The sequence below is a fragment of the Rhizobium sp. WSM409 genome (genome assembly GCF_057653825.1).
This window is the reverse complement of the sequence record NZ_JBYGKP010000003.1, coordinates 98434-111055: the sequence shown is the minus strand read 5'-3', so window position 1 is coordinate 111055 and position 12622 is coordinate 98434. Positions and strand designations below refer to the sequence as shown.

At 58.8% G+C, this 12622-nt stretch carries 11 protein-coding genes and 2 pseudogenes; 5 read left to right on the top strand and 8 right to left on the bottom strand.

The annotated features are described in order from the left end of the window. Nucleotides 1-9 precede the first annotated feature (9 nt). The 3 genes from AC25BC_RS27995 to AC25BC_RS27985 all read right to left on the bottom strand — a co-directional run bounded on the left by AC25BC_RS27995 (nucleotide 10) and on the right by AC25BC_RS27985 (nucleotide 2094). Nucleotides 10-678, bottom strand: a complete 669-nt coding sequence (locus AC25BC_RS27995; RefSeq protein WP_003553649.1) for an amino acid ABC transporter permease — start codon at nucleotides 676-678, stop codon at nucleotides 10-12. 31 nt (nucleotides 679-709) lie between these two features. Then, nucleotides 710-1153 carry a type II 3-dehydroquinate dehydratase gene (locus tag AC25BC_RS27990; protein WP_003553647.1) on the bottom strand — a complete coding sequence of 148 codons (444 nt, stop codon included), beginning with the start codon at nucleotides 1151-1153 and terminating at the stop codon, nucleotides 710-712. Nucleotides 1154-1263: 110 nt separating this feature from the next. Beyond that, nucleotides 1264-2094 carry a transporter substrate-binding domain-containing protein gene (locus AC25BC_RS27985; RefSeq protein WP_128439064.1) on the bottom strand — a complete coding sequence of 277 codons (831 nt, stop codon included), beginning with the start codon at nucleotides 2092-2094 and terminating at the stop codon, nucleotides 1264-1266. A 250-nt stretch (nucleotides 2095-2344) separates the two neighbouring features. Between AC25BC_RS27985 and AC25BC_RS27980 the strand changes: the two genes are divergently transcribed. Next, nucleotides 2345-4240, top strand: a complete 1896-nt coding sequence (locus AC25BC_RS27980) for a bifunctional sugar phosphate isomerase/epimerase/4-hydroxyphenylpyruvate dioxygenase family protein (RefSeq protein WP_128439065.1) — start codon at nucleotides 2345-2347, stop codon at nucleotides 4238-4240. A gap of 112 nt (nucleotides 4241-4352) precedes the next feature. Here AC25BC_RS27980 and AC25BC_RS27975 read toward each other — a convergent pair whose 3' ends face one another. Next, nucleotides 4353-5027, bottom strand: a complete 675-nt coding sequence (locus AC25BC_RS27975; protein ID WP_128439066.1) for a GntR family transcriptional regulator — start codon at nucleotides 5025-5027, stop codon at nucleotides 4353-4355. Nucleotides 5028-5101: 74 nt separating this feature from the next. Further along, on the bottom strand, nucleotides 5102-5770 hold the full coding sequence (locus AC25BC_RS27970; RefSeq protein WP_003553638.1) for a GntR family transcriptional regulator: 669 nt from the start codon (nucleotides 5768-5770) through the stop codon (nucleotides 5102-5104). Nucleotides 5771-6339: 569 nt separating this feature from the next. Between AC25BC_RS27970 and AC25BC_RS27965 the strand changes: the two genes are divergently transcribed. Further along, complete coding sequence (locus AC25BC_RS27965; protein WP_003553636.1) at nucleotides 6340-7938, top strand: Fic family protein; 1599 nt, start codon at nucleotides 6340-6342, stop codon at nucleotides 7936-7938. 16 nt (nucleotides 7939-7954) lie between these two features. Here AC25BC_RS27965 and AC25BC_RS27960 read toward each other — a convergent pair whose 3' ends face one another. Then, nucleotides 7955-8455, bottom strand: coding sequence for a hypothetical protein (locus AC25BC_RS27960; RefSeq protein WP_128439067.1), 501 nt, complete (start codon nucleotides 8453-8455; stop codon nucleotides 7955-7957). A 174-nt stretch (nucleotides 8456-8629) separates the two neighbouring features. Here AC25BC_RS27960 and AC25BC_RS27955 point away from each other — a divergent pair. After that, a pseudogene (locus AC25BC_RS27955) lies at nucleotides 8630-9115 on the top strand (M41 family metallopeptidase); the annotation flags it as partial. A gap of 196 nt (nucleotides 9116-9311) precedes the next feature. On the opposite strand, the pseudogene AC25BC_RS27950 reads toward AC25BC_RS27955, so the two are convergent. Continuing rightward, nucleotides 9312-9749, bottom strand: a pseudogene (locus AC25BC_RS27950) (NUDIX hydrolase); the annotation flags it as partial. 139 nt (nucleotides 9750-9888) lie between these two features. Here AC25BC_RS27950 and AC25BC_RS27945 point away from each other — a divergent pair. Both AC25BC_RS27945 and AC25BC_RS27940 read left to right on the top strand, forming a co-directional pair. After that, nucleotides 9889-11340 (top strand): CYTH and CHAD domain-containing protein, encoded by a 1452-nt coding sequence (locus tag AC25BC_RS27945; RefSeq protein ID WP_245459818.1) that lies wholly within the window; start codon nucleotides 9889-9891, stop codon nucleotides 11338-11340. 81 nt (nucleotides 11341-11421) lie between these two features. Next, nucleotides 11422-11877 carry an NUDIX hydrolase gene (locus tag AC25BC_RS27940; protein ID WP_003553625.1) on the top strand — a complete coding sequence of 152 codons (456 nt, stop codon included), beginning with the start codon at nucleotides 11422-11424 and terminating at the stop codon, nucleotides 11875-11877. On the opposite strand, the gene AC25BC_RS27935 is transcribed toward AC25BC_RS27940, so the two are convergent. After that, nucleotides 11874-12596, bottom strand: coding sequence for a TetR/AcrR family transcriptional regulator (locus AC25BC_RS27935; RefSeq protein ID WP_003553623.1), 723 nt, complete (start codon nucleotides 12594-12596; stop codon nucleotides 11874-11876). The genes AC25BC_RS27940 and AC25BC_RS27935 overlap by 4 nt on opposite strands. Between the last annotated feature and the right edge of the window lie 26 nt (nucleotides 12597-12622).

Here is a 12622-nt window from a genome sequence, read left to right as displayed (position 1 = left end):
GAATTCCTCCTACTTGACCGGATATTTGAAGTAGCGCGCCGAAAACAGCGCGAAGATGCGCATCATCAGCCAGGAGATCACGAAATAGAAAACCGTGACGGTGAAGTAGACCTCGAAGCTGCGGAAGCTCTCCGATTCGATGCGCTGCGAAACGGACGTCAGCTCGTAGGCCGAGATCGCCGATGCAATGCTGGTGGTCAGCGTCAACAGGACGAACTGGCTGGTCAAAGACGGATAGATCGCCCGCAATGCCGGCTTGAGAATGATCAGCCGGAAGACCTGAGCCTTGTGCAGACCAAGGGCCAAACCCGCTTCCATCTGACCCTTCGGGATCGACTGGACGCCGCCGCGGATGATCTCGATTGCGTAGGCGCCGCCGTTGATGCCAAGCGCGATAATCGCCGTCGGCGTCGGATCCAGTCTGATGCCTGTCAGCGGAAGCGCGAAGTAGATGAAGAAGATCTGCACCAGAAACGGCGTGTTGCGGATCAATTCGACGAAGGCGATGACCAGCCATCGTGCTGGCTTCAGGGCAGAGTCGCGCAGCGCAACGCCACCAATTCCGATGACGATCGCCAGCAGCATCCCACAAATGGCAAGCAGGAATGTCCCGAGGCAGCCGAGCAGAAGGTTCGGCAGGCCATCTATGACCGGGGTGAAATCCAACTTATAATTCATGGCGATCCTTCCGGTCCGTCTTCCTGAAAATTCAGTCCCGCTTGACCATTCCAGCCATCGCCTGGATAGCCAGTTCGTAGCCATCGGCCCCAAAGCCGATCATGATCGCCGTGGCAACGCGCGAGATCAGCGAATTGTGGTAGATGCTTTCGCGCGCATGGACATTGGAGATGTGCAGTTCGATCTTCGGCGGATCGAACATTTTCAAGGCATCGAGAAGAGCGATCGATGTGAAGGTATAACCGGCGGGATTGATGATGATGCCACAAGCATCGGTCCGGGCCTGGTGCACGCTTTCGACCAGTTCGCCCTCGAAATTGGTCTGCCGAAAGTCGACGTCGAACCCCAAAGACCTTGCCTTGGCGACGCATCGTTTGTTGATGTCGGCCAGCGTCGTGGTCCCGTAGATTGCCGGCTCGCGCTGACCGAGAAGATTGAGATTGGGTCCATTCAGCACAAAAATTGGCTTGTTCATGATCGCGCTCCCGGACGCGGGCCGAAGCCGGTCTCGAAACATGATGGTAGCGTTGGTGGGCATCCCCAGGGATGCCCACCTCCTCGACTAAACGCTCGATCTATGAGCTTTCACTTCGCCGCGAACGGAATGCCTTCCAGCGTTTCCGGGAATTCCGGAACCGGAACCTTCATCCACTTGTCGTAGACGGCCTTGAGCTCGCCGTTGGCCTTGATCTTGTCGATGAACGTATTGAGCGCCGCATTGATTTCCTTTTCGCCGAGACGCGTGCAAGCACCGTTGTAGAGCTTCTGGAATTCAAGCTTGTTTTCGAATTCGCCCGGACGGGCCTTCTCCAGCCGGTCCATGTAGAAGATGTTGCCGCCGAGCGTTTCGACCTGGCCGGACACCAGGGCCTGGACGCTCGCGGCGTCTCCGTCATAGCGGCGGATGGTGGTGCTGGGCGGCGCGTTCTTGGTGACCTGGGTGTCCTGAGCAGCTCCCTTGGCGACGCCGATCGTGAACTTGGCCATGTCGGCATTCGTTTTGATCTCAGCCTTTTTCGGACCGATCAGGACGATGGCATTGGCAACATAGGGCTTGCTGAACTGCACGGCTTTGGCGCGATCCGGCAACATCGCCATCGTCGCGAATAGAACGTCGACTCGGCCGGCCGTCAGTGCCGGAATGCGGTTGTTGACTTCAAGCGGCACGAACTCGACGGAAACGCCGAGTTCCTTGGCAAACAGCGTTGCGATGTCGGCGTCGAGGCCGTCCTGCTTGCCGCCGCTGGTCACAAAGCCCCAAGGCGGATTGTCGCCCTGAATTCCGACGATGATCTTGCCACGAGCCTTGAGTTCATCGGGCGTGACGGCGGCGGCCGGCTGCGCCAGGGTGACGGCTGCCACGAGGGCGGCGGCTCCGAGCATCGCGTTTCGACGCGTTAGCATAGACTTGAACATGTAATTTCTCCTCCTTGGAACGGTCCATGGACCGGACAGCCAACCTCACCTTTTGACTGTGAGAGGAATGATTGCCAGAGACGGACGCGCAAATCAACAGAGTTTTTCCAAATCATATGAGAATTTATAATAAGACACGGTATTTGAATTCCTCACGACATTTGCCATAATAGTAGCGAGCGGTTTTCTGGAACGCATCATCGTGTTCGGCGCTCGTTTTATCTCGCACAGATATCGGAAGGGCTTTGACATGAGGACCTCGATTGCGACTGTAACGATCAGCGGCGAACTTCCCGAGAAGCTCGAGGCGATCGCCCGAGCGGGCTTCGACGGCGTCGAGATCTTCGAAAATGATTTCCTCGCCTTCGACGGAAGCCCGGCCGATGTCGGAAAACTCGTCCGCGATCATGGCCTGGAGATCACCCTGTTTCAGCCGTTTCGTGATTTCGAGGGCATGCCGGAGCCGCTGCGAAGCCGAACGTTTGATCGCGCGGAACGGAAGTTCGACGTTATGCAGCAGCTCGGAACGGATCTGGTGCTGGTCTGCTCCAACGTCTCGCCGGCAGCCATCGGCGGCATCGACCGGGCGGCGGCGGACTTTCACGAACTCGGCGAGCGTGCCGCCCGGCGGGGACTGAGGGTGGGCTACGAGGCGCTTGCCTGGGGCCGGCATATCAGCGACCACCGCGACGCCTGGGAGATCGTCCGTCGCGCCGATCATCCGAATATCGGTCTTATCCTCGACAGCTTCCACACTTTATCGCGCAAGATCGACGTCAATTCCATTCGCTCAATTCCCAAAGAGAAAATCTTCATCGTCCAGCTTGCCGATGCCCCTGATATCGACATGGACCTGCTCTATTGGAGCCGCCACTTCCGAAACATGCCGGGTGAAGGCGATCTTCCCGTCACTGCGTTCACCGAAGCGGTCGCGGCGACAGGATATGATGGCTATTTCTCCCTGGAGATCTTCAACGATCAGTTCCGAGGCGGTTTGTCGCGGGCGATTGCCGCCGACGGCCACCGCTCGCTGATCTATCTTGGCGATCAGGTGCGCCGCCATCTCGGCATCGGCACCATGACCGGAGCGGCGATGCCGGAAAGGCCTTCCGTCAAGGGCGTCGGATTCGTCGAGTTTGCCACGGACGAGGAAGACGAAGTCGAGCTGGTCGCATTGCTGCGCACCCTCGGTTTCAAAAGGACGGCAATCCACCGCACGAAGAAAGTCTCTCTTTTCGAGCAGGGCGAGATACGGATCCTCGTCAATGTCGATCAGGCGGGATTCGCCAACGCCGCTTACGCCGTTCACGGTACTTTTGCATATGCCATGGCGCTGGTCGTCGACGATGCCGCCAAGGCCTATGAGCGCGCGCTCGCCTTGGATGCCGAGCCATTCACCCAGCCTGTCGCGGACGGTGAACTCGAGCTGCCCGCCATTCGGGGTGTCGGGGGCGGGATCGTCTATCTCATCGACGACAAGAGCGCATTGGGTCGCTTCTCCGAAATCGACTTTCAGCCGGTCACGGACGATACCGACGCGCCGTCCGCGGGGCTGTTGCGCATTGATCACGTCGCCCAGACGGTCGGTTACGATGAAATGCTCACCTGGCTTCTGTTCTACACGTCGATTTTCGAGACGCGGAAGACCCCAATGGTCGATATCATCGATCCGGCCGGAGTGGTGCGCAGCCAAGTCGTCGAGAACGACACCGGGGCGCTGCGCATTACCATGAACGGCGCGGAGAATCGCCGCACTCTGGCGGGACATTTCATCGCCGAGAAATTCGGGGCCGGCATACAGCACCTGGCGTTTCTGACCGACGACATCTTTGCAACCGCCGAAAGCCTTCGTGTTTGCGGCTTCAGATCGCTGCACATTTCGCCGAACTACTACGACGACGTCGAAGCACGCTTCGGCCTCGATCCGGCCCTGACCGAGCGGCTGAAGGCGGAAAACATCCTCTATGACCGCGACGAGCATGGCGAATATTTCCAGCTCTATAGCGGAACCTATGGAGAGGGGTTCTTCTTCGAGATCGTCGAGCGCCGCGGCTACCGCGGCTACGGCGCCCCGAACGCGATTTTCCGGATCGCCGCCCTGAAGAAACAGATGCGTCCGGAAGGAATACCGAAAGACGCCTTTTGAGCCACGGGTTAGGGGCGGCTCAGCTTTTCATGAAAGCGCAGAGCCGCGCTCTAACCTTTTCCTTTGCGCATTCCGGACGGAAAACTGCGTCGCACTTTTTGCTGGAATTTCTCTATGTAATCCGGCCGCTCTTGAGCACATGGTCCACGCCGCTTTGAACGTGCCGCCTGACGACGTCGGTCGCGCCAGCGACGTCGCGCCGAATGGAAAGTTCAAACAAAACCTTATGGTCATCGACGACGGGCTTTCCGCGAAAACTTTCGGCCAGCATATGGTAGCGGAGAAAGCGGTCGAAGACGGACGACAATGTCGCCATCAACGTCGCTGAATTGCAGGCCGAGACGATCGCCTGATGGAACTCCCAGTCGTATCGAACCCAGTCGACCGTCCGCGAGACGTCGCCGGCAAGGAGCTTGCGTTCCGCGGCAGCCAGCCGGTGATGGGCGGCGACGATGCGCCCCTCCCATTCAAGATTTCCCGCAGCAAAGGCAAGGCCGATCGCATGTGTTTCCAGAACAATCCTGAGGTCGGCGAGCTCCAGAAGTTCGCGGCGCGAAGCAGGGCTGACTTCAAAACCGCGCTGCCCCTCGGCAACGACGAGGTTTTCCGTGGTCAGACGGCTCAGGATTTCGCGCAGCGATGAAATGCCGATGGAGTAACGCTCCTTGGCCTGCTCCAGCTTGATCTTGGCCCCCGGCGGCAATGTCCCCGATATGATATCCTCCCGGATCTGCCGGAAGACGACATCGCTTACTGTTTCAGCCGGGTCGTGGACTTGCTTGAGCATGGCTTTTCCTGGTTTGGCCGAAATGCAATTTACGTGGTGGATCTAAAGCTCGAGTTGGAACCTCCGGACAATTTCTATCTCAGCGTCCCTCTCGCCAGCGCATGTTCGACCCCGCCTTGAATATGCAGGGCAAGCACCCGCTTGGCCGTCTCCGCGTCCCGTCGCAATGCCGCATCCAAAAGCTGCTGATGTTCATTGGCTGCGACATCGCCTCGATAGGACAAGGCAACCATCTGATATCTGAGATATCTGTCGAAGATCACCGAATGCGTCTCCATCAGCAGTTTCGACCCGCAGGCAGATATCAGGGCTTGGTGGAACTCCCAGTCGTAGCGCTTCCAGTCCTCAGCTCTGCTGGTGTCGCCGGTTGCCATCACCTGTTCCATCCGCGCCAATTTGTAATGCGCCGATACCAGCGGAGCTTCCCACTCCACGTCGCCATGCACGAACGACTGCTCCAGCGCATGTGTTTCCAAGAGAAGCCTCAGCGCCGCCGTCTCCTTGAGGTCTGAAACCGACACCGGAGACACTTCGAAACCTTTCTGTCCCTCGGCGAGGACAAGCCCCTCGGAGGAGAGCCGGTTCAGCACTTCCCGAAGTGTGCTGATGCTGGTCTCGTAGGTCTCCTTCAGGCTTTCCAGTTTCAACTTTTGTCCGGGAGGCAGCCGGCCAAAAATGATGTCGGCCCGAATGCGCCTGTAGCTGCTCTCGGCGATGGTCTCGTTGATAATCGGCGGCAACATCGCTAGTCTCTTATATTTCCCGTATCGTCGGATATATCGCTTTCTGGCACCCTAAAGCAAGGAAACATTCCCAGAAATCGGATGCACAATTTTCTCATATGATGGTGGTTTTCCCGGAGAACCAGGCGAACGGGGGTAAACGCAATACACGCGCCATAAGTCGTTTCGGCTAGGCTCTTCGCGTAACCCGCAAGATCACATGGCACTAACCGGGAATTCTGGGAATTACCGCGTCACTTTTGTTGATGAAATCGGAATTGTTTGGCGATTCGCATCCAAGTTCGGTAATTGAACTGCCCCGGCCCTCAGCGAAGGCGGCCCGCTCAGACGATGTGCAGGCTCCGAAATGCCATTTCGTTCCGAGGAATAATCATTCGGCGACATAGGCCTGCGATTCTAATCGTTTGGCGACTTCAGTAATAATACTGCGACATTTCATCCAATATCGCCCGAATAACTGTTTGGTGACATAGTTGGCGCATTCTAATCGTATCGCGACATCGGTAATTGAACTATGCAGGATGACGGCGTATATAACCGTTTCGCGACGGTTACGCGGGGATGATCAAATGCCTAGCAATCCGGCCAATCCAAGGGTCTTCAAGGAGTGGATTATCCCAGTCGGCTCAGAGCTGGCTGGATATTCCGCGCTGATCGCCATGTACGGGGTCGACGCGCCTGTCCGCGCGCCTTCCGTCGTTGCGAACGCTTCGGTCAGGGGAGGAAGGAAGCATCAGGACGGCTGGACGATCTTCGACAAGCGGTTCATGCCGGAAAATTCCCTGGCAGGCCAGCTCGCGTTCGCGTTCAGGAACGAGCAGACCGATCTCCTTGTTTTGAAGCGGCTGTTCCAGAAGGTCTCCGCTCACGATATAGCGCCCATAGTTGAGGCTGCGCCGACTGGCGCGACCACACGCAGGATCTGGTTTTTCTACGAGTGGCTCACGAACGAGAGGGTTCCCCTTCCTGACCTGGATCAAGGCAACTACGTGGAGGCTCTGGATTCAAGAGAGTACTTTACCTCGCAGCCTGTCAATTCGCCACGCCACCGGGTGCGCGACAACCTTCTTGGAACACCGTCGTTCTGTCCAATGCTCCGCCGGAGCAACTTCCTTTCGGAAACCGTCGACCACCGCTGGAACGAGGCTGCGAAGGAACTGATCGGCAAGATAGACAGGCAGGTGATCGCCAGAGCTGCGAATTTCCTTCTGCTGGCCGACAGCCAAGCCACCTACCAGATCGAAGGGGAACGCCCTCCACGCAACCGACTTGAATTGTGGATGCGCGCGGTCGCTCAAGCAGGGCGCAGACCGCTGTCAATAGACGAACTGGTGCGTCTACAGCACATCGTCATCGAGGAAGACCGGTTCATAAAGCGCGGACTACGCGACGCCGGCGGGTTCATCGGCGGCCGCGACTGGAATAACGATCCCAGCCCTGAGCACGTGCCCGCCCGGCACGAGGATGTCGCCGATCTTCTCCAAGGGGTGATCGCCTGCGGCGAGCGGATGGCAAAGAGCGACGTCGACGCAGTCTTGCAGGCGTCGGTCATGGCATTCGCCTTCGTCTTCATCCATCCGTTCGAGGATGGCAACGGGCGACTTCACCGGTATATGATCCACCACGTACTCTCCGAGCGCGGCTACACTCCGACGGGCATGATCTTTCCTGTATCGTCAGTGCTTCTGAAGCGTCAGGCCGAATACGGCGAGGAACTTCGAGCCTTCACTGGACCACTGCTCCAGTTCGTTGAATGGGTGCCTACCGACAAGCAGAACGTCCGCGTGATCAACGACACCGCCGATCTCTACCGCTTCGGAGACTATACCGAGATCACCGAGTTCCTGTACGAATGCGTCGTGACTACGATCGAGCACGACCTGCCAAGGGAGATCGAGTATCTCGCCCGTTTTGATGAAGCAAAGGGGCGGATACAGAGCTTCATCGAGATGCCTGATGGGATGATCTCCTCGCTGATCAATTTCGTCCGGCAGAACGACGGCGTCCTGGCGAAGAAGCGCCGCCGGCGGGAGTTCGAAAAGATGACAGACCTCGAAGTCGAGGCGGCGGAAGCGGTCGTGCGCGACGTGTTCGAGATGAACGTTCCGGAAGACGGCCCCGAACTGCTGGAACAAGTCGATCCACCGGCGGCACCGGGCCGGCGTTGAGAAGCTGTGCTGCCCGTCAGGAAAAAGACGGGGCAGCGCACAGCTCCACCGGTGCATCGTCCCTGCCCTCCTGAAACGCCTGCCGGAGTTCGCTCCACACAGGATTCGGGAACGACCACTTCCCCGCATACGGCCGCCATCCAAAGAAGATTCGAGCCTCCTCCGACATATCCGCCCGTATGGATTCAATCTCTTCGACAACAGCCGTAACCTCACGGAGGAACAGCAGGTTTCGCGACATCTGGTGCAGCTCGTCCTGCGCCATCGACAAGTCTTCGTCCGCGTCGATGTAGTCCTGATCGAGGAACTGGAAGACCTGCGCCGCGGCGACGCCGTTCCGGTAAGCGACATGCCGGAGGTCGTCGAGGATCCGGTCGGCCGCCGCCCGATCGAAGCGGGTTCGTCCCCTCGTCCGGAACAAGGATGTCTTCAGCCGTTCGAAGTGGGCGGCGTCGCTTAGCCCTTTCCAACCGGTGACCTTCGGCAGTTCGACAGTCGTCATGGATTCGATTGTCATGCTTGCTCTCCTTATCCGTCAAGGCGTTGTCTGATCTTCCGGCGCGTTTTCGGCGTCGGCAGATCGGCTGTGGTTTTGTCGGGTCGCAGGCCGTCGACGATCTGCTGATCGGTGAGATGCCCGCCCCCGATTAGCTCGAGCCACAGTTCTTCAAGCGAGGTCCGGTGGGATTCGATGATGATCTTCGCGCGGCCCAGTTGTTCCTGCAGGATTGGCTCGATCCTTTTAAGAAGCGGCCCATCGCTCCTACGGACGCTGTCGATCAGTCGCTCGTCGATGATTGCCCGCCTCGTAAGGCTGGCACGACGGGTGGCCCGTCGTCATCGTCGGGCAGTCACCGTCGAGGACGTCATGGCGAGTCTACCCAGTCGTGTCGCGCTGTCGGAGAAGTTCTGCTGGGCGGTGGCGATCCACGAGCTGGGACATGCCGCCGTCGCCGTCGCGACAGGCGCTCGGAAGGTGTGGGCCGTCTCCATGGAGAGCAAGGCGTCCGCCACCGTGGAGCGACAGATCCTAGGCGGCGCAGTCATGGAAGCTGGCGAGTTCGAGAACCACGGGAAGCAGTTCTATCTCGACAACATCGCCATCCATCTGGGCGGCATGGCTGCCGAACAGGTCTTCTTGGGCGAACACGGGGACGGCGTCGCTTCCGATCTCGATGGGGCGACCCGTCTGGCGATGATCCTGGATCGGCATCTCGGCATGAACGGTGTCCTCAAAGCTTGGCCAGCCGGCACGCCCGACGTTTCGTCCCGGACGGGCGATCGCACGCCTCATGTCGTCGTCGAGCCGCAGGAAGATCTCCGCCTGCTTGTCGGTGATCGCCACCTTGTCCCGCCACTGGAAGACGCCCTTCTAAACTTGCGAGTAGCATCCGCAAGCCCGGCTGCGCCGCTTGCCGCAGCGCGCTCTCCAAGGGGAACCATCGCGTCTTTCGGACATCCTTCTCCGGAAACTTGTCCGCTATCCTCGAGACCTGAAGAAGGTGGACGGCCACGTGGTAGCAGTTGGGACTGGTGTCCTTCCTGTACGAAAACGTACGGAACACCGTCGTATCGACGACGCCTTCGACCCCGGCCTCTTCGAACGCCTCTCGCAGCGCCGCGGCGCTGCTGGCCTCACCACCTTCGACGTGCCCCTTCGGAATGCCCCATCGACCGTTCCGTCGGCTGCCCACAAGAAGGATTTCAACTCCACCGTTTTCGTTCCGACGGTAGCACAGAGCACCAGCCTGCGCGACATCGCGACCAGACGTTGTTTTCGTGAGTTCCGTAAGGGCGTTTTCGTTGAGCATCGTCCGCCTCCGGTTTCGAAGCCCGCGCAAGCTAGCCGGGCGACGTTCGAGAGTCCAGTTGCTTCATCAGGTCGTGACGCTACCGAACTATGACAGGACCTCCAGCGTTGATGAGCATCCAATCAGAATGGAGCCTGCCTTGCCATCGGAAATCGAAATCAAACTCGACCTCTCCAACGAAGCCCTTGAGAGCCTTTTGGGTTCCGATCTTCTCGGAGAGCCTGACGACGCACTGCAGCAGTCATCGACCTACTTCGAGACGGATGATCGTCGGCTGTCGCAGAAGGGGTTCTCTCTGCGTATCCGCTCTACCGGCACTTCCCACGTCCAGGCTGTGAAGGCATCCGGACCTGCGAAATCACTATTTGTCCGTTCAGAATGGGAGACTCCCATTGAAGGCAATGAACCCGTCCTCGACCATACGAGCCCTCTGATAAGCGAGTTCGGACCGGAACTTGAGGTGGAAGCCGCTTTCACCGTGTTCATTGAGCGCCGCGTCTGGAACATCGAATTGAACGGCTCTCGGCTGGAGGTGGTCGTCGACCGGGGAGACGTAGTGTCCGGCAACAGGCGCTCGCCAGTTCAGGAAATCGAAGTCGAACTGAAGGACGGCGATACGAAGGACCTGTTCGTATTCATTCGCAAGATCGACGCGATCGCACCTTTCCGGTTCGGCATTCAGTCCAAGTCCGAACGCGGTCTCGCGCTTCTTGACAGGCAGCAATTCATGTTCAAGGCAGAGCGCCTCGATCTCGAACGAAACATCAAGGCGTCTGCCGCCTTTCGAGAGATCGCCATGACCTGCTTTCGGCAGTTCCGTCTCAACGAAGATATCCTTCTCCAGCGACGAAATTCGGAAGGCCTTCATCAGGCGCGGGTAGCTCTGCGGCGTCTCCGCTCCGCGTTCTCGCTGTTCAAGCCGCTCTTGAAGGGCGACGAGCCGAGTAGGCTGCAGGGGGAGTTTCGGTGGCTCGCCGGCGTCCTCGGCGAAGCGCGTAATCTCGACGTCCTGCTGACGAAGGCGAAGGACTCCGACCTTCGGGCCCAGCTCAAGGATGCCCGCAACAAGGCGTACGGTGACGCTGTCGAGGCGCTGGAGTCGGCGAGCGCGCGCGCGCTGATGCTCGATTTCAACGAGTGGCTTCAATGTGACACCGATCTCGCTGGCGGCCGAGGCGTAACTTCCGAGGACGCGTCGGCTTCGGAGTTTGCCGCGAAGGCCCTCGACAAGATGCGTAAGAAGCTGAAAAAGCATGGCAGTGCGCTGGCCGAGACCGACGACGAGCATCGTCACCAGGTTCGCAAGGACGCTAAAAAGCTTCGCTACGCGGCCGAGTTCTTCGGATCGCTGTTCGACGACAAGCGCGGCGCCCGTCGGTACCGGAAATTTATCGCAGCGATGGAGGAGCTGCAGGACCATCTTGGAGCATTGAACGATCTGGCTACGGGTCCGGACGTGCTTGAGCAGCATGGACTGGCCGACCACCCTGCTCGGGAATCTGTCGTTTCCCACGATGACAAAAATGCGTTGATCCGCATGGCGCAGTCCTCAGTAGACGAGGTCATCGACACCAAGCGCTTCTGGCGCTGACATGAGGACACCACGAACCTTGAGCGAAGGACCTCGGTCTATCCGGCACGATCGAGACGTCGATGAACATGAGCAGACACGATGAATGAGATTGACGTCTATCCGAAGCCGATCCGGCAGTATGGCGCATTGTGTTTCCGAAACACACCCAGGGGGCCACGGGTGCTTCTCATCACGACACGAGAGACCAGGCGTTGGATGATCCCGAAGGGCTGGCCGATTTCGGGTCTGAAGCCGCGCAAGGTCGGCGAACGTGAGGCTTGGGAGGAAGCAGGTGTCATCGGCAAGGCGATTAAAAAGCCCTTTGGGGAGTTCGTCTATGACAAACTGATGCAGGACGGAAGTGGAGCGCGACCGGTCGTTGCCGTCTTCCTGTTGGAGGTCCGGCGTTGCCGGAAGCGTTTTCCGGAGATGGCGGAGCGAGAGTCCGTGTGGCTGACACCATCTGAGGCCGCCCGCCGCATCGAGGAACCGGATCTCGAGCGCCTGCTGCTGAAGTTTGGACGGATGGTCGAGCGCGCCGGACGACTTCGCTAGCTCGATCGATCGCGGGGAATTCCGGTTCCGCCCTTCGCGGGCGGCGAGTTCCTGGAATATGCCGGCGCAGGCGCCGCGTTGCTATCCATCTGTGATCCGTCGCCGATGGAATGAACTTGGCGAAGTCCTGACACTGCGAAGGAGGCGAGCGCATGAGCTGACAGCTCACACTGGCTTGAAGGCAGTGCGCCAATAATTCTGGGGTCCCAAAAGGAGATGATAGATGCGCAAAAGCAGGCAGCGGCCACGTCAACATTCCTCGGACCGAACTCTTCACTCGCGATGCCGGTGGAAACGAGCTGCCGCACCTTCGCTTTAAGTCGCGTCAAGTGGTCCCTGAACGATGGCCAACTGCCTTCCGCGGCGAGAACAACGAGGTCGAACATCTGGCTGTCGCCGTGACGTGCCTGAAGCATCAGGCGATGTTGTCCGAGCGCGGTTTCTTTCAGGCGGCTCGCCGCAGTGGTGAGCTCGACGTCGGCAGACAGCGTGAAGCAGAGATCAGTTTCGAAGAAATTCCCGGCAACGGCGTCCCAAATCGCCGCCTTGGAGGGGAAGATTTTGTACACGCTTGCCGGCGACTTCCCCAAGAGTCGAGCGATGTCGACGACGTTTGTTTTCGACGGCCCATACAGCCGGCACGCCGCCGTGCCGGCTTCGACGATCGAGGAGACGTAATCAGCTCTCTGCTGGTTTCTTACAGTCGTGCCAACTTCCATTTTGCCAATCCTATCTAGTCCAAATG

What these genes read in the sequence shown, in the direction of transcription:
- AC25BC_RS27980 (WP_128439065.1), top strand. Translation starts at nt 2,345, where the DNA reads ATGAGGACCTCGATTGCGACTGTAACGATCAGCGGCGAACTTCCCGAG.
- AC25BC_RS27940 (WP_003553625.1), top strand. Translation starts at nt 11,422, where the DNA reads ATGAATGAGATTGACGTCTATCCGAAGCCGATCCGGCAGTATGGCGCA.
- AC25BC_RS27975 (WP_128439066.1), bottom strand. Translation starts at nt 5,027, where the DNA reads ATGCTCAAGCAAGTCCACGACCCGGCTGAAACAGTAAGCGATGTCGTC.
- AC25BC_RS27995 (WP_003553649.1), bottom strand. Translation starts at nt 678, where the DNA reads ATGAATTATAAGTTGGATTTCACCCCGGTCATAGATGGCCTGCCGAAC.
- AC25BC_RS27965 (WP_003553636.1), top strand. Translation starts at nt 6,340, where the DNA reads ATGCCTAGCAATCCGGCCAATCCAAGGGTCTTCAAGGAGTGGATTATC.
- AC25BC_RS27985 (WP_128439064.1), bottom strand. Translation starts at nt 2,094, where the DNA reads ATGTTCAAGTCTATGCTAACGCGTCGAAACGCGATGCTCGGAGCCGCC.
- AC25BC_RS27990 (WP_003553647.1), bottom strand. Translation starts at nt 1,153, where the DNA reads ATGAACAAGCCAATTTTTGTGCTGAATGGACCCAATCTCAATCTTCTC.
- AC25BC_RS27935 (WP_003553623.1), bottom strand. Translation starts at nt 12,596, where the DNA reads ATGGAAGTTGGCACGACTGTAAGAAACCAGCAGAGAGCTGATTACGTC.
- AC25BC_RS27960 (WP_128439067.1), bottom strand. Translation starts at nt 8,455, where the DNA reads ATGACAATCGAATCCATGACGACTGTCGAACTGCCGAAGGTCACCGGT.
- AC25BC_RS27970 (WP_003553638.1), bottom strand. Translation starts at nt 5,770, where the DNA reads ATGTTGCCGCCGATTATCAACGAGACCATCGCCGAGAGCAGCTACAGG.